Source organism: Draconibacterium sp. IB214405 (assembly GCF_033963885.1).
Taxonomy (GTDB): Bacteria; Bacteroidota; Bacteroidia; order Bacteroidales; family Prolixibacteraceae; genus Draconibacterium.
The window spans coordinates 606,328-630,681 of record NZ_JAXBMA010000002.1; the positions used below are offsets into that span (position 1 = coordinate 606,328).

General features: G+C 37.4%; 16 protein-coding genes. 2 read left to right on the forward strand and 14 right to left on the reverse strand.

What is annotated here, in order from left to right; all coding sequences use genetic code 11:
* The first annotated feature begins 310 nt into the window (after positions 1–310).
* Both SLH46_RS08850 and SLH46_RS08855 read left to right on the forward strand, forming a co-directional pair.
* A complete protein-coding gene (locus SLH46_RS08850) occupies positions 311–7,714 on the forward strand; it encodes a two-component regulator propeller domain-containing protein (RefSeq protein ID WP_320280813.1) in 7,404 nt (2,467 codons plus the stop codon).
* A gap of 575 nt (positions 7,715–8,289) precedes the next feature.
* On the forward strand, positions 8,290–10,020 hold the full coding sequence (locus tag SLH46_RS08855; RefSeq protein WP_320280814.1) for a T9SS type A sorting domain-containing protein: 1,731 nt from the start codon (positions 8,290–8,292) through the stop codon (positions 10,018–10,020).
* Positions 10,021–10,551: 531 nt separating this feature from the next.
* On the opposite strand, the gene SLH46_RS08860 is transcribed toward SLH46_RS08855, so the two are convergent.
* From SLH46_RS08860 to SLH46_RS08925, 14 genes are all read right to left on the reverse strand, one after another.
* Positions 10,552–11,292 (reverse strand): WecB/TagA/CpsF family glycosyltransferase, encoded by a 741-nt coding sequence (locus tag SLH46_RS08860; RefSeq protein WP_320280815.1) that lies wholly within the window; start codon positions 11,290–11,292, stop codon positions 10,552–10,554.
* A gap of 250 nt (positions 11,293–11,542) precedes the next feature.
* Positions 11,543–12,490, reverse strand: coding sequence for a sulfotransferase domain-containing protein (locus SLH46_RS08865; protein WP_320280816.1), 948 nt, complete (start codon positions 12,488–12,490; stop codon positions 11,543–11,545).
* A gap of 49 nt (positions 12,491–12,539) precedes the next feature.
* Positions 12,540–13,091 carry a WcaF family extracellular polysaccharide biosynthesis acetyltransferase gene (locus tag SLH46_RS08870; protein WP_320280817.1) on the reverse strand — a complete coding sequence of 184 codons (552 nt, stop codon included), beginning with the start codon at positions 13,089–13,091 and terminating at the stop codon, positions 12,540–12,542.
* 6 nt (positions 13,092–13,097) lie between these two features.
* Positions 13,098–14,195: a glycosyltransferase family 4 protein gene (locus SLH46_RS08875; protein WP_320280818.1), complete on the reverse strand. Its 1,098-nt coding sequence runs from the start codon at positions 14,193–14,195 to the stop codon at positions 13,098–13,100.
* Between the two features lie 2 nt (positions 14,196–14,197).
* The gene (locus SLH46_RS08880) at positions 14,198–15,265 is read right to left on the reverse strand and encodes a glycosyltransferase (protein WP_320280819.1); all 1,068 of its coding nucleotides are present in this window, start codon (positions 15,263–15,265) and stop codon (positions 14,198–14,200) included.
* A gap of 41 nt (positions 15,266–15,306) precedes the next feature.
* Positions 15,307–16,533, reverse strand: a complete 1,227-nt coding sequence (locus tag SLH46_RS08885) for a hypothetical protein (protein WP_320280820.1) — start codon at positions 16,531–16,533, stop codon at positions 15,307–15,309.
* A gap of 35 nt (positions 16,534–16,568) precedes the next feature.
* On the reverse strand, positions 16,569–17,279 hold the full coding sequence (locus SLH46_RS08890; RefSeq protein ID WP_320280821.1) for a glycosyltransferase family 2 protein: 711 nt from the start codon (positions 17,277–17,279) through the stop codon (positions 16,569–16,571).
* A 5-nt stretch (positions 17,280–17,284) separates the two neighbouring features.
* The gene (locus SLH46_RS08895; RefSeq protein WP_320280822.1) at positions 17,285–17,905 is read right to left on the reverse strand and encodes an acyltransferase; all 621 of its coding nucleotides are present in this window, start codon (positions 17,903–17,905) and stop codon (positions 17,285–17,287) included.
* 67 nt (positions 17,906–17,972) lie between these two features.
* On the reverse strand, positions 17,973–18,926 hold the full coding sequence (locus SLH46_RS08900; protein WP_320280823.1) for a glycosyltransferase family 8 protein: 954 nt from the start codon (positions 18,924–18,926) through the stop codon (positions 17,973–17,975).
* A gap of 9 nt (positions 18,927–18,935) precedes the next feature.
* A complete protein-coding gene (locus SLH46_RS08905) occupies positions 18,936–19,502 on the reverse strand; it encodes an acyltransferase (RefSeq protein WP_320280824.1) in 567 nt (188 codons plus the stop codon).
* Between the two features lie 30 nt (positions 19,503–19,532).
* Positions 19,533–20,543: a glycosyltransferase gene (locus SLH46_RS08910; RefSeq protein ID WP_320280825.1), complete on the reverse strand. Its 1,011-nt coding sequence runs from the start codon at positions 20,541–20,543 to the stop codon at positions 19,533–19,535.
* Positions 20,527–21,393: a sulfotransferase family protein gene (locus SLH46_RS08915; RefSeq protein WP_320280826.1), complete on the reverse strand. Its 867-nt coding sequence runs from the start codon at positions 21,391–21,393 to the stop codon at positions 20,527–20,529. Before SLH46_RS08915 ends, SLH46_RS08910 begins: the two co-directional genes overlap by 17 nt.
* Positions 21,393–22,511, reverse strand: a complete 1,119-nt coding sequence (locus tag SLH46_RS08920; RefSeq protein ID WP_320280827.1) for a DegT/DnrJ/EryC1/StrS family aminotransferase — start codon at positions 22,509–22,511, stop codon at positions 21,393–21,395. Before SLH46_RS08920 ends, SLH46_RS08915 begins: the two co-directional genes overlap by 1 nt.
* Positions 22,498–23,964, reverse strand: coding sequence for a lipopolysaccharide biosynthesis protein (locus tag SLH46_RS08925; protein ID WP_320280828.1), 1,467 nt, complete (start codon positions 23,962–23,964; stop codon positions 22,498–22,500). Before SLH46_RS08925 ends, SLH46_RS08920 begins: the two co-directional genes overlap by 14 nt.
* Positions 23,965–24,354: the final 390 nt, after the last annotated feature.

The following is a 24,354-nucleotide window of genomic DNA, read 5'->3' on the forward strand; positions in this document are numbered from 1 at the left end:
GGTATTGTTGTAATTGTATGAAAATAAGAGTTTTAAAATTTATTAAAATGAGGTAAAATGAGAAAATAAGAGATATTGTTAAAAACGAGTGAATTCGAAGATAAGTTTAACTGGTTCAAAAATTTGATTCGATAAATATTTTTGTAATTTTATAAAGTCAACCAATTTGAAATCGGATACTTAACCAATTAAATGTAACTATTATTTGCCCGGATAGACACATTCGACCCAATTAGGCTTGTGAACAAAAGATTGTTTCTGTCCACTTACTTCGAACTCACTAATAACAATACCCAAAAAATCAACTCAAATGAAAAAACTGTACTTGTTCATTCTATGTATTTTATTAATTGTGCCGGTAATATCGGCGCAAAATAATATTATGTCCACTCGAGAACAGGCGCTTGTACGGTCGAAAGCGTTAAGCGAATCCAGAAAAACTGAATACCGTGCGAAACTTGAGACTGAAAGAGATGCAGGCATGCAACTAAAGAGTGCTTATGCAATTGTTGACGTAAATGAGACGGACTCGCTGGCATTGCTGGAACTGTATGAGGCCACCAACGGTGATTATTGGAATAATAATGAAAACTGGCTGACAGGGCCGGTGGATACTTGGTATGGAGTATATGTAAATGGCGAAGGGAGAGTGACCGAAATTAGTCTGGACAACAATAACCTGACAGATTCACTTCCTGCCGGTCTGGGACAACTTAGTGAACTCCAATCTCTTGTTTTATGGGGAAACTCACTTACAGGCTCCATTCCTTCAGAATTAGGTAGTTTAGGTAATTTGTTTAATTTAGATCTGGGAGTCAATCAGTTAAGTGGGTCAATTCCCGAATCGCTGGGATTGTTAAGCAAACTGGAGTTTTTGTTTCTGGGGAGCGGAAACCAGTTAAGTGGTGAAATTCCGACATCGTTAGGCGATTTATCCAACCTTCTTTTACTTGCTCTTGATGATAACCAGCTTGGCGGTGAAATTCCCACGGAGCTAAGTGGCTTATCCATGCTTACTGATTTGTATTTGCAAGGGAATCAGTTAAGCGGTTCTATTCCTGAAAGTTTTGGGGATCTTTATAATCTTCAAATCATAAATTTATTTGACAACGAGTTAAGCGGTTTCATTCCGGAAAGCTTAGGCCTTTTAGTGAGTTTAATTGACCTTAATCTGGGGTGGAATTACTTTGAAGGATCAATTCCCGAATCGTTGACCCAACTCATTAATTTAGCATCTCTTGATTTAGCCGGTAATCAGTTAAGCGGTTCAATTCCTCAAGATATCGGTGACCTATTGTTGTTGGTAAATTTGCATATGAGCTGGAATTCTTTAACAGACAGTATTCCATCATCCATTGAATATTTATCAAATCTGTACCTGTTAAATCTGGCAGGAAATCAGCTAAGCGGTTCATTACCTGGGGGCCTGGCGAACCTCGATTCACTCCGCTACCTCTATGTCGCTTATAACGATATTAGCGGAGTAATATCTCCGGATTTATGTAATCTGCCCTTAATAGAAGCTGATTTTAGTTACAACTGGTTTGATGAAACTTCTTGCGAAGCCTTTAACTGCCTGTATAATAATGGAGTGAATTTTCCGGATATTTACCAGACACAAAATAATGACTATGACTTGTCCTCCTGTATTTATGATTCAACAGCCTATTGTGAAAATATCGGTATGGTTGGCGAATTTAATAACTGGGGAAACGAAGGATATGATGTGCGGTTGATACAGAACCGATATGATTCAACAGAATGGACAGTCAACTATAGTTTTAATGGCACTACAGAAGTAAAATTTCGGCAAAACGAGGCCTGGGATGTGAACTGGGGGGGCAGCAGATTCCCGGATGGAATTGCGATTCGCAACGGTCTGAATATCTCCGTTCCGGCCGGTTTTTACACCATAAGTTTTAACTGTGCCACTTTGGCTTATTCGTTCGAGGAAACCGGGAGTGCATTAACGGCATGTTCAGAACAGGATTCGCTGGCGCTGGTTGATTTGTATAATGCAACAGACGGTGATAACTGGACCAACAACGAAAACTGGTTGACCGGCCCCGTTGCCAGTTGGTATGGAGTTACCATGCAGGACAGCAATGTTACCGAACTCTGGCTGAATAGTAATAATCTTAGTGATAGTATTCCCGATTCTATTTTAGAATTAAGTGCTCTGGAAGTTCTGGATATGGGAGGAAACGGTATGACCGGATCGATTCCGGAAGACCTGGGAAGCCTTTCAAACCTTCGATTTATCTTTTTATGGGGCAACCAGTTAACCGGACAAATACCAAGCTCATTAGGAGAACTCTCCGGATTAAATATCCTGAGTTTAAACGGTAACATGCTAACCGGGAATGTTCCTGCCGAACTGGGATTCTGTAACGACTTGTGGGAGATCAATCTCGACTGGAATAACCTGGATGGGGAGATACCTACAGAACTTTGCAATATAGAAAATTTGAATTCAGCCAATTTTGCCAACAATTATTTTGATGCGAACAGTTGTGCCGCCATAACTTGTTTGCTGGCAAACGGAGTAAGCTTTAATACCTCTGCCGAGCAGACTCAGAAAAATGGATATTCGCTGATAAACGACTGTGGAACTGTAGTTGATTCAGTATGGGTTGTTTTTCGGGTGAATATGCAAAACGAATATGTATCAGAGAATGGTATTCATTTAAACGGCAGTTTTTCCAACTGGTCAGAAAGGATTGAAATGCAGTTGGATTCGGCAGCGGTTTATTCTGCATCATTATTGCTGGAAGCCGGACAGACCTTTGAGTATAAGTTTATAAACGGAGAATATTACGAAATACCACCGGCGAACTGCACCGTTGACGAATTTAATAATCGAGAACTTTATGTTTCTCATTCCGGTGATGCTTTAATTCTTGATGTGGTTTGCTTCGAAGGGTGTGTAGACTGCGGAGACTTTTCAATTCCTCAGTACACTATACGCGAAATCCAGGGCGAAGGTGATGTTACTCCGTTAGATTCTCAAGTGGTGAGAACAAAAGGTCGCATAATTGCAATCAATCAGTACGGATTTTTTATGCAGGATACCACGGGAGCCAGAACCGGAATATTCGTTTACGCCCCGGAATTGGCGCTTCAGCTGAATCAAGGGGAGAATATTGAGATTATTGCCATGGCCGTTGAGTACAACGGAAGAACAGAACTGACCAATCCGCAATGGTTCGATTATACCGATGAGTTGTTTTATGTTTCGCTTACCAAAATCGATGTTTCTGAAATCGGTGAGGATTACGAGGGGGTTTTTGTTTCCCTTGATTATGTCACAGTGGTATCAGAAAACGCCTACAAGGAATATGTGGCAGTTTCCGAATCGAACGATACCATTATTATCGATAATTACCTTATGCAGCCGGTAATGGAGGTCGGTAGAAGTTATATTGTTTACGGAATTGTAGATTATCAGTACGGAAGGTACGGCGTGAATCCTCGGGCACAGGCAGGAATCATTCCCTTGTATGATCTTACTTTCAGGGTAAATATGCAAAATGAGAGCATTGGAGCAGGAGGGGTCTTGGTTGGTGGCGACTGGAACTCCTGGATGTCGTGGGTTGATCCGGAAGAAATGACAGCTGACGGAGACATTTATTCAGCTACCATAAAGCTGGCAGAAGGAGAATCAATCAGTTATAAATTCCTAAACGATACGGTATGGGAAAGTGTACCTTCAGCCTGTACTGATGAAAACGGAGACCGTTATGTAACCATGCAGGACTCAACGCTAACTTTGGATGTGGTTTGTTTTGGCGGCTGTACTTCATGTCCTGCCGACAGTATTTTGCAATATACGATCCGTGAAATCCAGGGAGAGGGCGATACTTCACCGCTCGAAGGCAGCACCATACGAACAAAAGGGCGTATAACAGGCATCAATGAATACGGTTTCTATCTGCAGGATACAACGGGTATCCGGACCGGAATATTTATATACGATCCGGTGCTGGCAGCCCAGCTTAACCAGGGAGATAATATCGAGCTCATCGCCGAGGTAATGGAATACAACGGACGCACAGAATTGTTAAATACCCAATGGTTTGATTATACAGATGAAGCCTTTTATGTATCCCTGTCCTCTGTGGACGTTGCAGAAATAGGTGAAGATTATGAATGTGTATTTGTGAAACTGGATGAGGTAACCGTGATTGATACAAATGATTATCAGGAGTACGTTGTTGTTTCACCACAGGGAGATACAACCATTATCGGGCACTATTTAATGGAACCGGAAATGGAAATCGGACAGACTTATAAGGTATACGGAATAGTGGATTACCTCTATAACCGATTTGTTGTCAATCCCCGTGCTCAGGCAGGTATTATTCCGCTATACGAGCTGACTTTTCTTGTAGATATGCAAAATGAGGTAGTGGATTCGACTGTTGCCGTTGCAGGTGACTGGAATTCGTGGATGTCGTGGGTAGATCCCGTTCCCATGAGTGGCGAAAGTTCGGTTTATACCGCAAGCATAAAAGTAGTTGGCGGAACAACCATCGCTTACCGGTTTAAGAATGGAGACGAATGGGAAAATATAGCCGGAAGCTGTACCGACGAAAACAGCGATCGTTTTTTTACTATGCCCGATTCGTCGGTTACATTGGATCCGGTTTGTTTTGGAGCTTGCTTTTTATGCAGCGCCGATACCTTTCCGCTCTACTCAATTGAAGAAATTCAGGGTGAAGGAGAGATTTCTCCTTTAGAAGGCCAGACGGTTAAAACAAAGGGCCGTATTATAGCCGTTAATTCATATGGTTTCTATTTGCAGGATACCACCGGAGAAAGAAATGGAATATTCGTTTATGATACTACCCTTGTGGAACACATCGTACAGGGGGATAATATTGAAATTGTAGCAGAGGTACTGGAGTACAGCGGAAGAACGGAATTATTGAATACGCAATGGTTTGATTATACCGATGAATACTTCGATGTTTCGCCGGTGAATATCGATGTTGCGGATGTAGGTGAAGACTACGAATGCGTTTTTGTAGCACTGGAAAATGTAACCGTGATCGATACCACTATCTATCAGGAGTACATTGTTATTTCTCAGGAAGGAGATACAACATTGATCGGTCATTATCTGATCCGGCCCGAAATGGAAATAGGGAAAAGTTACCGGGTTTACGGAATCGTGGATTACCAATACGGAACTTACCGGGTGAATCCGAGATCGCAAAGTGGAATAACTGAGATTTATAATAATATTGGGATCGCAGGATTGATCAGTCCGGTTCGTAACGAATTCCGTAGTTTTCTGTATTGCGGTTTAACGGAGAACGAATCTGTTACCATTCGAATCTATAACGACGGAATTTATGCCTTTGATAATCCTATTCTGGCTTACCTGGTCGATTCGGTGGTTATTTCCATCGATACACTGGAGCTAACTTTACTACCGGGCGATACATTGGATTATACCTTTACGAACACAGCCGATTTTTATCATACGGATTACCGCAGAACTTATGCTTTTGAAGCCAGCATTCTGAATGGTGATGACAATGCTGCGGATGATGTTTTCACCACGATTATGAATGTTGATGGTGATTATGAGGATGCTCCCGACTGGACAACGTACAATTCATGTGACGGAATGATCTCAGATGTATCTCTATCCATTACCGAAGATAAGAATGGAGCTATCTGGTCTTCCGGATTTAAGGGGGCCGATCGGTATAACGGAGAAGTGTGGGAGAATTTTACGGACGAAAACGGTCTGAATGAAAACTATAGCTGGGCCATTGAAAGTGATAATGAAGGAAATGTTTGGTTTGCCGGTACTGGCGATTCGGTGATAACAAAATATGATGGAATGAATTTTACTTACTATCCGCAACCCGCACTTTTTGAGGAATGTATTTATAAGGACACGCAGGGGAATATGTGGTTTGGCTCGTACGAAGGTGTCGGAGTAGCATTTTTCGACGGGGCGAACTGGACTTACTATATGAAAGAGGACGTCGGTTTTAGCGGTAATATTACAAGTATCGGAGAAGATGTAAACGGTACTATCTGGGTCGCTTCTTACGATGGCGAAGGAAAAGTGTACAATTTTGACGGTGTCAACTGGGAGGAAGTTGAATTGCCTTTTCCGGCTACCGGAACTTATGTTACAGAGATATTTTACGATTCAAAAGGGAATACCTGGTATACATCAATGGGGCTTACCACAAAATATAATGGTGAAACATGGGAATTTTATGATACAACGGATGGAGCGCTTGAACTCTGTCAAGATATTTCGGAAGATATTTACGGTAATATCTGGTTTGGCGGAGATAAGGAACTGGTGATGTACGATGGCGATTCGGTAAGGGTTTACGATGTGAACAGTGGCCTGGCAGCGCTGGAAGACGGATTTATTTATGCAGTGTATGCCGACAGCCAGGGAAATGTATGGATAGGCATGTACAACGGAGGAGTTACCAGGTACAAAATACCGGTGGAAGAAATCTGCACCTCACTCCAGTTTCAGGCGGGGTGGAACCTGTTCTCGGTTCCTGTGCAGCTCGATTCGGCAAGAGTGGGCTACAATTTTCAGTCACTTATCGATCACGGATCCCTGATAAAAATTCAGGATGAATGGGGTAATGCTTTTGAAGATCAAGGTGTTTTTGGTGACTGGAACGATTCCGAAATGAAGTTGCTTCGTCCTTTCGATGGCTTTAAAATCAATATGAACTGGTACGACAGTCTGCGCGTATGTGGTGTACCCGTTACCTATCCGTACCCCATCTACCTGTACGAAGGCTGGAATATAATGGGGTATCCGCAGGAGATGAATGTGGATGCCATGGAAATCATTCAGCAACTGGTTGATCGTGGAAGTCTGTTAAAGGTGCAGGACGAGGCCGGGCAATCCATCGAAGACATGGGGATTTATGGTGGCTGGACCAATTTTATCGGGAACTTTTCTCCCGGCAAAGGCTACAAAATAAAGGTAAATACAAACGATACCCTATGGATCTATGCCGATTACACCAAGTCCTCCATTCGAAAACAAGAGCGGATTGAACCGGTTTATTATTCCAGGGTATACAGCGGAAACGGCGTGGATCATATGAACATTAATGTTGTTGATCTGCCGGGAAGTCTGGAACAAGGTGATGAATTAGCAGTATACGACGGAAGCTCCTGTGTAGGTGCTGTGGTACTGCAACAAGAGGATATCCTGAAAGGACTTGTGTCCATTCCTGTTTCGGCAGCTGATAATGCGGGAATGCCTGGTTATTCAGAGGGACACAACTATGAATTACGTTTATGGAAACAGAACACGAATGAGGAGCAGGTACTTTACCCGGATCTGATTAGCGGATCACCGGTATTTACAAAACATGAATCAGCGCTGTTAAGTTGTGCAAAATACAACACTACAGGAGCTGATAATTTACTCATTGAGGGCGGAATGAAGCTATATCCGAATCCGTTTAATGAGGAATTGACCGTAGAAGTCAATATCTTAGTGGAAGCAAAGGTGGAATTGCTTGTTATTAACCAGCTGGGGCAAACGATAGCTTACCTGGCCACAAACGAACAATTAAACGCCGGAGTACATAGGTGGAACTGGAACGGCGAAAATGCCGGCGGGCAAAAAGTTAAACCGGGTGTGTATTATATACGTTTTAGTGAAAACGATAAAACAGTAATTAACAAAGTGGTGCTAACAAAATAAAGAAAAAGATGGAACGCAGATAACGTGAACATCATCCTGAACTCCTGACTGCCGTCAGGCAGGTGTTTCAGGATCTGGGGAGATTCTGAATATGCATCGTTTTCACCCCTAAATCCCCTAAAGGGGACTTTAAGACGGTGAAAGGAAGAAGAGCAGAAGGACCATGATAGAAAAAGAATATGACTAACCCGGGGATTCATCCCCGGGTGAAGAAGTGGAAACGATAAACGGGCTTTAGCCCTTAACAGGAGAATAACTAAAGACTGTCATCCTGTCCCGATAGCTATCAGGAGGATTCAGGGTCTGTGTAAAGACAAAGAAACAAGATGTTGAATCCGTCAATTGACGGACAGCATGACGCATAAATGCAAGATTATTTAAGAAAGAAACAAAAGAAAAAATGATTAACTAAATTAATACGTGAAAAGCTAATTGTTGTTGTGAATATCAGTTCGTTTACCCCTTGCTCTAAAGGGAGCGAATTGATTGTCTCTGCTCCCTTTAGGGGCGGGGTATTCAGAGAGAACCAATTTGCGAACCAGTTTTAAAACGAAAAAAACAAAAAACAAACCAATATGAAAAAAATTTACTTACTACTTATTACAATTCTATTAGCTACCGGTGTTGGTGCCCAGAGCCACTTTACCCCGGCATTTGAGGGCAACGGTTACGACCACATGAATATCTACATTGTGGAGAGTATCATTGAAGGCATGGATATGCAAACCGGAGATGAAATTGCGGTGTTCGACGGCGACATTTGTGCCGGTGTATTTATGCTCACCGAACCATTAATTGACAGCACCCTTGGTTTTATTAATGCCTCCAAAGCCGACCAGGATACCTCCGGGGCTTACCTTGGTAATGGTTACGAACCCGGCAATACCATAAGCTTTAAACTCTGGGATACCAGCGAAGGCAAAGAATACGACAATGTAGAAATCACCTTTATTGACCCGGGAAACGGGCTTGAAGTGGCTGCCGTGTCTTTTACTGTGGGGGCTTCGGTGTTTGTGCGGCTATCTAAGCCATCAGGAGTTGATTTAGGACAAACGGATATTTATGCGGCGACAACACCGGTAAGTGCACGACGTGCGATACCGGTTACTTTTACAGAGAATGGCAAGATAGGGAGTATTAGTATTTATCATCATGGTGGTACTGGCAATGTATTGCTGGGAGTTTATTCTGATGCATCAGGTTATCCAGGGACTATATTAGGGGTTACTGCTTCGACTCGGGTAAATGCTACTCAGGGTTGGCAGACGGTTTCATTGACAGATTCTGTTTCTGTAGGGTCCGGAGAAACTGTATGGCTGGCATTTATTTTTGAGAACAGTGTTACCATTCGGTATGAAGTAGGGTCACCGGGTCGGGCAGCGAGTACTGAGACATGGTCATCTGGTCTTTCTGCTGATTTTGGTGTATCTGATGTTGCGAATTACAATTATTCGATGTATTGCACCTATGTTGTGGATACTACGGTTGTTCCGGGTCCATCAGGAGTTGATTTAGGACAAACGGATATTTATGCGGCGACAACACCGGTAAGTGCACGACGTGCGATACCGGTTACTTTTACAGAGAATGGCAAGATAGGGAGTATTAGTATTTATCATCATGGTGGTACTGGCAATGTATTGCTGGGAGTTTATTCTGATGCATCAGGTTATCCAGGGACTATATTAGGGGTTACTGCTTCGACTCGGGTAAATGCTACTCAGGGTTGGCAGACGGTTTCATTGACAGATTCTGTTTCTGTAGGGTCCGGAGAAACTGTATGGCTGGCATTTATTTTTGAGAACAGTGTTACCATTCGGTATGAAGTAGGGTCACCGGGTCGGGCAGCGAGTACTGAGACATGGTCATCTGGTCTTTCTGCTGATTTTGGTGTATCTGATGTTGCGAATTACAATTATTCGATGTATTGCACCTATGTTGTGGATACCATAATTCCCAAATCTATCGAATTTCAAACTCAACTAGTATCAATTTCTTCTAAATATGAAACCGATAAACGTGTAGGATATAGTGAAGAAAGTATTAAGGTGTATCCAAATCCGTTTGTGAGCAACTTGAATATAGAATTTGAAACGGAAGACCAAGAATCTGTAGTAATATTCATTTATGATGATCAAGGACGGATGATAAAAATAATAGATACACAATTCTTAGAAGGTCATAACAATATAAACTGGGATGCCATTGATTACAGTGGTAATAGAGTAAAACCCGGAATATATCTAATAAGTTTGCAATCGGAATTGCGTCGTGAAACTTTTAAAGTAATTTATCAGGGGAAATAGTAGCTAAGATTCCTCAATAAAAAACCACATCAAAATTCTTTGATGTGGTTTTTTATGCAAATATAGTCTTCTCACCCTTGGTCCCTATAGGGGAACATTTTATCTAATGCCAAAATTTTAAATGATCAATATCCAATTCCCAATAATTAAATCATGAAACAACGCAACGTGGGTCTTTTATTTTTTTCTTATTATCCTAGAGGAATTTAATATCTGTAGCCCCGGAATTTATGTCGAGGAAAGGAGCGAAGCGAATAAGGTAGTGCACACTTGCCCCCGATCAGTAAAGTTTGTTGTTTGTATCGCAATGATGTTTGTTGTTTTACAGTAGTCTCTTGGTGTGCTTAAGTTCAATCAAGACAGGCCTAAAAGGGGGGGTGATTTTAACTCCTTGAAATACAATTATCAATGTACATTATCTAACATATAGTATCCAAATGATTTATGACATGTGGATCTCAGCCATTCTTCAAAATCTGCAATCGGTGTTCGCTAATTGATACTCTTCATTCTTCCGACTCCCAGCTTAGTCTATTCTTCTTCCGTTCTCAACGAAGATCTAAATTTCCAGAACCAAAATACATATTTAAAGGCATTGAGATAACGTGGGAGAAAGGTCTTTGGATCGGCAATTATCCTTGCCAGCCAGCCCAAGTAAAGTTTATCCACCATCGACGGGATCTTTGCCTGAGTGCCTGTAAAAAAAGAAATGGCCGCCCCAGTGCAAATGATAGTTGATTTTTGAATGATCTTTTGTTGCAGGAAGTGCCCCATAATTTCCTGTTTGCCTCCAGCTATACATAACATAACAAGATCGGGTTGAAATGTATTAATCTGCTCAGCCAATTCTGGATCTTCCACATTAGCATGAGCAGGATACATGGGGGCATTGTAAAAAGTCAGGTCTTTTTCCTTGCAAGCCGTTTCCGAAAGTAGGAGTTGTTTTATCTTTTCACTCTCGGTAGGGCGTGGACTTACCACAAACAATTTTAGTGGTTGTTGTTTGAGGTAGGCCAGCATATCCTGAATTAAACGATAGCCCGAGTATTTTTGTGCATTTATACCGTGCAGTTTGCAAAGCAGGGAAAACAAACCACTATCCATAACACTGTAAGTGGCATTCTCAAGGGCTTCGTAATACCAGGGATTGTTTTTGCTTTCCACCATAGATGGTGCAGCAGGTACGGTAATTAACTGTGCCGAAAGAATATCCTGTTCAAAATTGATTTCTTTTTTTGAAAGGAATTTTATGTTTTTCCAGTAGATATACATGGATTTGAATACTTGAAATTCGATACCCGCTACTTGATGCTTGATCAATTGGAGTATTCCTATTTAATATGTATTATAATCTCTTCTCTGTTATTGTAGAATTAACGTTCTAACTCAAAGATTTTGACATTGATGTAAAATCGTACCAGGAATCTTAGCACGCAAAGACAATGTTAGTAAAACCGATTAAAGTATTAATCTTATCGAATTTAATAGGGAAAGGATCTGAAGAAGGACATGGAAATTCTAATTAATAATCTTTAGGCTTCCATATAGACAGATCTCTGTCGATAAGTTTTTCTAATTTTTTTATATCAGGAAGGTATAGATCATATAAAATATTTTTCAATTCCTGACTTATTTGAGGTTTTTGATTTGGGAAGAAAAGTGATAAAATCTTTTCATCAAATTTTGTTATGCTGTATGCAAGTACTTTGTCTGTAAATTTTAACTGCTTTTTTGATAATCTGGTTTTGTCGGCATTATACATGTATAATAATCTATTTCGTTTAACCACCCATTTGAGCCTATGTATATTGTATAAAACTTTCATAGGACGGTCATCCAAAGACTTTGGAATATAATTAGGATTTACGTCTAGATATTTATAAGCTATTTGAATAGAATCGAGTGGTGAAGAAATAATATCTTCATGTAAAAATATTAAAAGGTTATTGTTTTTGATAAAGTAATTGTATTCTTTTAAATACTTGTAATAGTAACCGAATTCAATGATTTCTGAGGATCTTTTATTGTCAGATACAAAGGAGGTTTTTGAAATTATTTTTCGTATTCCTATTTCAACATCAATCGGAGGTATAAAACCATAATTTACATTGTGAAAATATGCGGAGATGGCTCTATCAACTGGGTTTCGCAAAACAGCAATCAATTTTGAGTTTGGAAGGTGTTTTTGAATTCTTGCAGGAACTTCCGGCTTCCCAATATAATTTGGTCTTTTTATTCCGAGACATTTTTCTGTTCTTCCGTTAAATAATTTAGAAAGCTCTTTAATGTCAGCGTTTTCATAGTCTGGAGACTCAAAAAAAGGCGTTTCACCGTGTGGCAGAAAAATGTCAGAATGATCAGATAAACATTCTTGCATAAAAGTAGATGCCGATTTTTGGGCCCCAATTATTACAAATGTTGGCAACATTTTGTTTTTATCAATTGATAGGTTATTGATTTTAGTATTCATCGAATCTTTTCAATTTTTATGTTGTTATTGGCAATTATTACTCTGTATACTACACTTCTATAAATCTTTTTCTAATTGCTTTGGCAGGGTTTCCTTGATTGATGGAATAGGGCTCCAAATCTTTCGTTGCCACCGAGCCTACCGTTAAAATGGAATGACTCTTACAGTGTACGCCCGGGCAAACTACTGATTGGGCACCCATCCATACACCATCTTCCAACTCAATTGGAGCGTTTCGGTAATCGAAGGAGGAAACTGAATAATCATGATTGCCGGTGAGTAGCATAGCTCCCTGAGAAATACAAACATTACTGCCGATCTTTACATGATCCAAATTGTCAATCCAACATCCTTCGCCTAACCACACATGGTCACCTATTTCCAGTTTCCACGGAAATTTAATCCTCACTGAGGGTTTTATTACCAGCCCTTTACCCACCTTGGCACCAAATCGGCGTAGTAGGAAAACTTTAATACTCACTATGGGCATCCAGGAGGATTCAATGAGTAAGGCATGTAAAAAAAACCAAAGCGTTTTCTTGACTGCTCCCGTTCCTTTGTCGAAGGTATTTGGGTTGAATGTCTCTAATCTTGTTGGCATAAATGCTTATTTGTTCATTTGGCTTACATTCTCCATGATATCCATAATCTTGCTGCTGAAACGTTGTTCTGTAAAACGTGATTTGACGTAAGTCGCATTTTTCACAGAGAATTGCTTTACTTCTCCGGCTATATCTTCTGAAATTGTTTGCAGTGCTCTCGCAATTGATTTCGGATTCTTTGCTTCCACAAAATAACCATTTTCGATTGATACGATATCCGGGATACCAGCATGGGCGGTAGTAACAATTATATTCCCAGAACCCATCGCTTCCAAAATAGAAATGGGTTGTCCTTCCATTTGGTACCAGGTTGGCAGGACAAACACGTTGGCTCGTTGAAAGGCTTGTAGTTTTGACTCGTTTTTAACCAACCCGAGGTATTCTACTTTTTCTCCCAAGGCCGTTAATTTCATTTGTACCTCCGTGTAAATATTGCTCTCAATTTTTCCGGCTAACTGTACACAAAAGGCTACGCCTTTTTTCTGGAGTAGGAGTAGCGCATCCAATAAATCAAGGATGCCTTTTTCTTCCATCAGGTTGCTTAAATAGAGAATGCGAAGTTGATCCTTAGGCTTCTTTTGTTCTTCATATGAAGTCAGGAGTTCTTCGTCCACAAAATTTTCGACAACGAAAATCTTCTTATCTGGTAGCAAGCCGGCGAAGTTCTTGCGGAGGCTTTCCGATAGGACAATCCCGGCAGAAGCATGAGAAACCAGTAAACGAAAAAATTTAGATTTAGCTCCTTTTAGTTGTTGATATTCCGTCCCCAAATAATTTCCGTGCACATGAATCACATAGGGTTTATGAAACAGGATGCATAACAGGATAAATGGCGCATATTTGGCTACGCCAAAAAAGGTTTGGCCTGGGGTTAGGTATACAGCTTTAGCCCCAAATACTTTAAACGCGTAGGAATAGGTTTTTAAAAATCCCAGTGCTTTTTTTAATGAGAAGTTAGTTCCTTGTTTCGACGAAACAACAGGCGTACTAGTATTGATAGTTTGGTATGCTGTTCCTTTTTTTACTAGGTTTTGACAAAGAACTTCGTTGGCATATGAGCAACCGTTGATAGGCTCAGGGAGCGGCCCAGTAATTAAAATCATACTTATAATGTTTTTAGTGCCTGACTGACCATATGATCCATCATGAGATTTGCCTGAACATAGTTACGGGCATTTTTACTCATTTGCCCTCTCTGTTCAATTGTGAGATTCTCTATTTGTTTCAAGGCATCTGGTAAGTCATTGAACAGTATAGCATTATAGCCATGTGTCAAATAAGAGTACTCTACGCATTGTAAAACTTCAGGCGAACGTTTAAAGGTTAACACCGGTTTGCCATAGGCTAAAGCTTCTACAACCGATAAGCCTACCCATCCGGGCTGCAGATATAAGTCAGCAATCGTAAATAAGTCGTCTTTCAAACTTTGATTGTATGTCGAGCCGAAATCGTAAACATTTTCGAATAAGTTAAAATCCGGTTTCGCCGGACCATCACCAATAATGATAAAACCATATTCTTGAGGATCTAACTTATTAATCATCGCTAGCATTAAGTCAATACGTCGATAGTTGTTTGTAAACCTGGCACAAAAGATAAAGCAGGTTTTTTGCATTATGCCATAGCGCTCCTTAAGCTTTTCTTTGGTTTCTGAATGTTTGAAATTTAGTATCTGTTCAACACACGATATCGTGTTGTTCAAAGCAATAATTGGCTTTCTAGGAAAAATTACTTGCCATTGCTCCGCTTCTTTTTCCGTGTAAGTCCATGCACCGTCGGCCAACGAAAGCATCCATCGTAGCAAGAAGTCAGGTTGAATTTCTTCTTTTAGATATCGCTTAACCGAAATGCCTTGCCCCCATAAAATAATTCTTTTTCGATGGATAAATTTTGTAAATAACAAGAACCAGGTTCCTAGATGACCAAAGTGCAACATTAAAACTAGTGTTTTGTATTCCTTGCGGAATAAAGAAAATGGGTCATAGAAAAGAGCAGGACCAAGTTGCCAGTTTTTTATTGATATGACCTCCAACTTTGCTGCATCAAAATATCGTTTTTTAGATGCCTTCAGGTCATAACATATGATGTCCGTTTTAGAATGACTACTAATTTTAGTAAAAAATTCCTCTCGATAATGTGGAATATGTGGTTGAAGAAATGCTACCTTTTTCATTTAGATTCTGTGGTAAAACAATCAATCAATACTTTCAAAATTCATTGGATATTGAGGTATTTATTACTGCGAACAATAAAGGCAAGTAACAATATAGGTGTATATTTTATGTATGCATAAGGAATCCCAGAATGGTATGCGCTAAGCGTATTGTAAATTGTAAATATGTAAAAATAAATGATACTACTATTATCTAGCTTAAATGATTTTATGAAAATCCAAATAGGATACAATACAATTAGAACGAAAAACAATATAAAACCAATTATGCCCATATCTACATAAGATTGCAAAAGCGGATTGTCCAGCTCAATTGTCATATATCCTTTTCCGAAAAGAAGATTAAAAAGGTTAAAATCAGAGTTTATCATTTCGTAAGCCGAATTTCTTAAGTTAACCCTTGATATTGCTGAACCATAGAGGTCCGTTTCTACATTCCCAAAAATAACACCTATGCCTAAATAAATATTTAAAAAAACACTATCTACTTGCTCTTTAATTTGATTGTTTGTTGTATAAATAATAATGAATAGAATAATCAATATGCACGAATAGAAAAATACACGAAGGATATCCAATTTAAAATTCGGCTGGATATAAATAAAAAGGATAAAGGAAAGAAAGGCGATGAGAATAGATGTGCGCTTTCCTAGGAATAACATTAAATAAATATCGGTTGCAATAAATAATAGTGCAAGAATGTTGATTGTTTTATTCTTTCCAAGCATAAATAAAGACGCAATGAAATTGATAAGAAATCCATAACTCATTGTCAAAAGATCGATTATTGAGTTTTCATCATTCTCCCGGTATGAGAAGATTGTGTTTTCACTTATTAGACCTTTAATTAAAGTGTATGCTCCTAATGAAGTTGCAATGGATGAAATAATATAAATCCAGGTTTTTGTACTTTGGTATGACGATCGGGGGGGATTGGTTGACAGTGCGATAAAGAGAGCAATTATGTACAAATGAAAACTTAAATAGCTGGAATTCATATTATCAGAAAACACCCCGTAAATAATCATTAAAAGCTGAAATAATGCAATCGCCGAGCCAATTCGACTAGACAATGGAAGCCTAAGGTTAAAGAGGTTTTTGTAAGATATGATGAGAACGACTGATGAAGCCATGATGACAGGAGACCACACTATTACAGGAAAATAGTAATTGAGGTACATGCTTAGGGGAACTCCGATCAAAACAAAAGAAATTCCTATATCAGTAATATAGTTGCGGATTATTTGCTTGCTATATGTTATTCTCATAAACTTTTGTTAAAGGAAAACTTGTTCGTATGTTTTCAAAACTTATAAATTAAATATTTTAATTTTCCAAGCAGCCCGTAGCAGATGCCCTTAATTCCAAGGTTTTGATAGAGGTAATCAAATTTCGCCTTTCTTGCAGATGTTGAAACAACGGAAGAAAATCCCCCATATTTAAAATTGGCAATTGTGATTGGCACTTCAATGAAAGTAAATCCTTTTAAATAAAGCCGACGAGTAAGTTCAATATCCCCGTAATGTTTGTGCTTTGTTTTATAGTACAGTTCTTCATCACATACCTCGCGATTATAAAAAATAGACTGGTGGCAGGCCATTATACCTCCGTATTTTAATGAAGACAACTTTTCAGGGTGAATAGTTCTTCCATTGGTGATTTTACTTCCATAAACAACTCCTATGCCATGATATGCTTTGTTTTCGAATACTTTGTCTACAGTTACTAAGTCATAAAATGTGTCACCGGCATTCATAAAGTTTACCCATACCCCAGAAGCATATTTGAGGCCCTTGTTCATGGCGTCGAAAATGCCTTCATCCGGTTCTGAAATTAGAATGTCGACTTTATCCCTGTATTTATTAATAATCTCTAATGTGCCATCGGTGGAGCCTCCATCGATAATGATGTATTCTATTTCAAGGTAGCTTTGATTGATTACTGACAGAATAGTTGGCTCAATATCGTTTTTACAATTAAAGCTAACTGTCACAATAGTTATTTTTGTTTTCATTGGCTCTACAAAGTATTGTGTGTAGTTTTGCGAACGAATTTTGCTGGGTTACCTGCCCATACCTCATTGGCAGGGATATTCTTACTGACAACACTTCCAGCTCCAATGATGGAACATTCACCAATTATAACTCCTTTCAAAATAATACAATGCCCGCCAATCCAAGCCCCATTCTTGACTATTATTGGCGCAGACTTAATAGTTGTGTCAGGTTTGCCATTTAGAAATGGTTTCATCCTGTTATCGAACTCTAAAGAGTGAAAGTCGGTATCGTAAAATTTACAATTTCCTCCAATTAAGACATTATCCTCTAATATAATCTGATTGCGACACACGAATGTAGAATTAGAAATCCCAACGTTATTTCCAATTACCATTTTTGCTTCTTTCCCAATAAGAATATTTGTTCTGGTATCACCACCAATTATATTGAACTTAGAACTGCTGTTAATTCTGATTGATGTACCACACAACAATTGTCCATCGACATTCAGGTTAATTAAACCATAGACCTTTGGATGACATTTTCGTAGGATTTTGACTTTAAAAAATTTTACTGAATTTAGAATGTAATGAATGCTACGAACAGAAAAGGCGTAATTAATGATCTTAAAAAAATATTGCATGTTTTAGATGTATTGTGAAACTTATATTCCAATTTAACGAGGAAAATAATTACAAAGGATTTACACCCTAACTGGAAAAATAAGAATTATCAGGATTAATAATTTTATTTTTAACTCTCTTAAGAAATCTATAAACAGAGGAGTAAAAGGTTTTTGGTTCTTTAAAAGTATACCAAGGAGTTTGAACTAAATAGTTGTAATATTCAATTCTGAATGGGTGAGTGCAATATGGATCCCATGGTTTTGGTTTTGCAACAAAGTGAATTATTGTTGGATCTAGAGCTTCCTTCGGGAAAGACTTTTTGTAGTCTAAATAATCATTTATAATTTTTCCTTCAAATTCATCATTAATAATTAGAGTTCTTTTTATGAAAAATATAGTTAACATATTCCACTTACAGCTAATTTTAAAACTTTTATCATGTAAAACTGCATTTAATGCATCCTGATCATGGAAAATAATTCGATTTTGATTAGTTGTTAAATAACTAAGTAGTTTTTTGGTTATATTATGCTGACGCCAATAAGATAAATTAATTAATAATACACCTGCATTAAAATATCCATAAGAAGGGTCATAACCTAATCTAATTGCATCTTTAATCGTTCTTTGTGTAATCTGATACACGGCGGCTACTGCAAATGTTTCTATATCCACTTCCCACAATTCCTTAATTGATTTTCTTATTATAATATCACAATCCAAATAAATGACTTTGTTAATTGAAGAAGGTAAGAGAAAAGGAATAACTAAACGGTAATATGTTGCTAAACTAATATGAGATGTTGATTTTAAATATGGCATTGGTAAACTTTGTATTAGGTCAGAATCAACTTGAATGTATTTGAAGTTACCTCCTCGGGCCAAAACAATTTCTTCCAGAATTCTATTGTTGGAATCAGTAAGACCCTCAGAAAGTATATAAATATTTATCAATCCCTTGTTGTTTTCAAGCAAAGAAACCAATGTTGCTGCACAATGTTGAACAAAATTATTATCAGTAGAAAGTACGATATTCATTTATTAGCTTTATTCTCTGTATTTTAAAAGTCTAGCTGGATTTCCAGCAACTATTGCAAATTTAGGTACATCTTTTGTCACGATACTTCCTGCCCCAATTACTGCCCCATTTGAAATGGTTACACCGGGAAGAATTACGGAGTTTGCTCCAATCCAAACGTCATCACCAATTGTGATTGTATTATTTTCTTGTGACCATGGTTGGTTGCGGATTAAATCGTTTTTATTTGTTTCATGATTTGAAGCAACAATTGTAATATTTTGTGAAATTAGACAATTTGCTCCAATTTTAATTGTTCCACCTGCTGCCCGTATATTATTACCTTCTCCAATATAAGTATTTGATCCAATCGTTAAAGTCGAATTTTTGAACGAATTTTTGTTTGAATCATTAATGGCAATAATAATGGAGAATGCTCCGATATATACCTTTTCTCCTAAAATAATTGCTTTTCTATTTTTATAATTTATTATTGCTCTTTTATTAATTATGGCATGTCGGTTACATACAGTAAATACATAATATTTGGGATTCCGAAATATAAAATATATTAATTTATTAAATACAATTTTCATTTTCAAAATTAATGTCATACGAAAACAATATTAAATATTTTTAATTTTTGAGATTGTTTGAAAGAAAACTTTTATCGTATTGTATGCCCATTTATGATTTAATGAAAACTTTATAAATTTATCTCTAATCGTCAACGGTTTAAATGATTTTATCACAGATTTATCAACCACTCCTGCATTTAAGTCAAATGCTTTCAAACATAAATATCTGGCATAACTAATTTGTAATTTCTCACAAATGTCTCCTAAACGATATTTTTCACAAAAGTAAAATTGAATATCGAAAACATATTTAAGAAAATTATATCTTTTTTCAATGTTCGAATGAAAAGATACAGAATTAGGTAACTTCCTGTAAACAGCCGTAATTTCATTGATATATTTTATTTTTGTAATTCTACTAACTTCAATCCAAAGAGGATAATCTCCCATTTTGAATTCATACCATCTACTACCAATAGTTTTTAAGGCTAATTGTACATATTCTTTTTTAACTAAGACAGAAAGTGTTTGTATATAATTTTTTAGTACTATAGTTGGAAAAAAATTGCCAGAAGAAGGAGCAGCGTTATTTAAAAAATTGAAAGTTCCTTTGATAGAGCCTTTTTCCTGGTCGAATACAGTGGCATTTGTATATGATAGACCATAATCTTCATTGGCCTCCATTGAATCCACCTGTTTCTGCAGTTTATATGGATCGGTCCAATAGTCATCGCCATCCAAAAACGCAATGTACTTGCCAGAACAATTTTGTAGAATGTTATAAAAATTATAAAGACGACCATGCTTTTGGCGATTTTGCCAATAATCATCTCCAATTTTTCTTTCAAGGATATTTATAGATATTTTATCTGAATTTGAATAAGTTCTGATGATTTCGAGAGTATTATCTTTTGAGAAATCATCCCCAACTACAACTTCAATATTGAAATTAGTTCGTTGGAACATTATTCCATCCATTGCACTTTTTATGAACTGCGCATGATTGAATGTCATTAATCGCACACTAACTAAAGGATTGTTTTCAGATTTTATATCCATAATGTAACAAATATCTTTTTGCGGTTCTGTTGAATAAATCAACTTGGTTTTCAGATAAGTCTTTTTTGTAACGGTTAACTTTTGTTATATCAGGTTTTTCCAATGTTTTTCTTTTCCAATCCAATGTTTCTATAGGTTCATGGTTGTTTTTTAAATTTGTTTTATGGTAATCCAACATACTGTGTTCAAATTCCAGATCTAAGAAATTACAGATTTTTAAAAGAATTTCTTTTGTAGTCGTTAACAAGTCCTCGTATTTAACTAGTAGATATCTATCTGGAATCTCTTCATTTAGCTGTTCTATTTTTTTATTATTTTCCATCCATTCGACGGCAATTTTATCCATGGATAATGGAAGTTGAGGTTTATAGGGTGAGTCTGTTTTCAAATTATTAACTTCAAGATAAGAACACGCTACATCTCTGCCGTCTCTTACGATATGTATAAATTTTGAATCTGGCCAAATTGATCGAAGTTTGTCAATATGGTGTATGTAATAGTTATTCTTATCGGCAATTGCTTTGATTCTATTTGGATATGGATCGAAAGCAATATAAACACAACTAACTAATTCCCCATAATTTTTAGGCGCTTCAGTTTTAATGAGTTTTAATACTTTTGTTCTATCAAGATTCCATGTCTCAATTTTTTTGCTTGTAAATAAATCGTCTATAAAAGAATTCAGCCTATAACTTTCATTGTCTTTAGGTGTCCAATCACTATATTTTTCAAACCACCATTGTGCAAATCCACATTCAGGAGGTGAGACAATCTTGGAATGCTGATTGAGCATGATGCGAAACAAAGAAGTACCAGATCTGGGATTTCCAAGAATATATATATATTCCATTATTTTTTATTTATGATGTGAGATATTTGCTCGATTATATCTAGATCCATCGAGGGATAAATGGGTAAACAAATTACTGAATTGGCTATTTTATGGGCTTCCGATAAATTTGCGGCTTGTGAAGAATCCAGTCCTTTGTACATTGGAAATTCACTGATCAACGGATAAAAATATCTACGCCCAAAAATGTTATTTTCTTTTAATTTTTCATAGAGTTGATCCCGAGTGATACCCAATTCCTTTTCATCCACGAAAATGGGGCAATATGAGTAGTTGTACTTAATATTCACTTTCTCTTCTAGGTATGATATTCCTTTAATAACACTAAGCGCTTCTCTGTACTTCTTTAAAATTATTTCACGTTTCAGAATGTTTTTTTCGAAATGCTTTAATTGCAACAATCCCAGAGCAGCCTGCATTTCGTTCATTTTTGAGTTTATTCCTGGAGCCATGACAGTGGTTTCCCCTGCAAAACCGAAGTTTTTCAGGTAATCAATCCGTTGTTTGGTTGCAGCATCGTGGCAGATAATGGCTCCACCTTCCATGGTATTAAATACTTTGGTGGCATGAAAACTGAGTATTGAAAGATCGCCATAGTTAAGAATGCTCTGTCTTTTATATCTTACTCCAAATGCATGTGCAGCATCGTAAATAACTTTGAGACCGTAAATGTCAGCAATTTCTTGAATGCGTTCAACCTCGCAGGGGTTACCATATACATGAACAGGTAAAATCGCTGTGGTTTTTGGGGTAATTGCAGCTTCTATTTTTTCGGGATCGAGATTGCAGAATTTCGGTTCAATATCCACAAACACCGGTTTAATGTTATTCCACCATAAACTATGTGTTGTCGCTACAAAACTGTAAGGTGTAGTGATCACTTCTCCAGTAATTCTTAAAACCTGCAATGCGGTTACCAGTGCTAGAGTACCATTGGTAAATAAAGAAATGTAGGGGACATTTAAAAAGTTAGCCAGCTCTTTTTCCAATTGCCTGTGAAACGGGCCGTTATTAGTTAAAATTTTATTGTCCCAAATCTGTTCAAGATATGGTATGAATTCCTGTATTTCTGGCAGGTCGGGTTGGGTAACAAAAATTGGGTTATCAGATTTTTTCATTTTTTTTAATTCTGTAAGTTGAGAGTTTTTCCAAAGCTATTTCTTTTAAAAAAAGATAGTCTCTCATTTTTATAATTTCGCTTATAATTATTGTAAATGTTGCTCCTGTTAAAATTTGGATAATTAATGTCCATATCGGTCTTAATCTAACAAATGTTCCAATATAATAAACAGTTATCGCCATCGCCATTGCTAACAGGAAAGAAGGAATAATGTCTCTGAGTTGCTCCAATATCGAGTAACCGATCATTCGTCCGCTCCAATAACTATTCAGGTAATAGGCGATCAGCGTATTTACAAACATTCCGACTATCATGATTTTTATTCCCCAAAAAATTCCAACAATTATCGTGGGAATAGCAAGTAGTTTTTTTATGATCTCCAATTTTAGAAAAAGGTCGGACCGGCCCTGAACCTTCAACATATTCAGATTTAGGGCTTGTAACGGGTAAAACATTCCAACACAACTAAGCATTTGAAGCAATAAAATAGAAGACCGCCATTTTTCACCAATCAGTGTGATGATCATCGGCTCGGCTATTGCTGCCATTCCCAGCATCAGCACAAATGTGATAAACATCGTACTACGTATCAATTTTTTATAACTATTTCTGAGACGTGGAATGTCGTCCTGAATACTCGATAAAACAGGATAGGTAACCTGGTTGATAATTCCATTCAGATTCTGCGATGGAAGATTTTTAAACTGATCGGCACGTGTGTAATAGCCCAATTCCTGAGCAGAGAAGAACTTGCCAATTACCAGTAAATATATCTGTTGGTAGATCGTATCGATAAGCCCACTTACTAATAGTTTGCTTCCAAAACCGAATAATTCTTTAAAAGATTCTTTACTGAATTGCAAGGCTGGGATCCAACGGTTCCAAGTCCATAAAAGCAATGTTTTAATTAATTGCCTACTTATGCGCTGTGCAACAAGACTCCATATTCCAAAACCTTTGTATGCCATTACAATTGCAATAACGCCGGAACATAGAGATGATATTAATGAAATTTTTGCCTGTAACTTAAAATTGATATTTTTTATCAGAATTGTCCGTTGAATTAGACCAAGAGCGTCAATCATAAGTAAGGATCCCAGGACCTGTAAAATCAACATTAACTCGGGTTCTTTAAAAAAGGAACTAATCGCCGGTGAGAATATATATAGCAGGATGAAAAATACTATGCTAATGAGTAGATTGAAATAAAAAACAGTGGAGTAATCTGTATCGGTACAGTTTTTTTTTCGAATAAGTGCTTGTGTGAAACCACCATTCACGAAGGTGTACGAAACAGCAATAAATATGGTTATCATACCGATCAATCCAAATTCGCGTGGCGAAAGTATTCTTGCCAAAGTAATTCCCACGATAAAGGTTATCCCCAAATTTGCTATTTGATCGATAAAACTCCAGGTAAGACCATATAAGGTTTTTTGCCTAAGACTCAAAATAATTTTAGATTAATTTGTACTTCAAAAATGATAAAAACTTGTTGGTAGATTAATACATAAAACTGCTAGATATACTATATAAAATTGATATTAACAGATTAATACCGTAACGTTTAATATGTACAGAGTTATATTTCTAATTAATATTTCATGATACTAATTAATTGTAGTCGAAGTGTCCTCATATTTTAAGATGTTTCCTGATTTTTCACAATCCTCTTAACTTCCTACATTTTTCAATACAATCATAATCCTGCGCCAGATCACATACAAATTAGAAAACAGTTGTTTTAAAGCACTATAGTGCAGGTAAGGATTCACATATTCATAAACCAGCTGTCCAAATTCCGGTGTTTCTTCGTATATTTAGATATAACTTTTGAATAA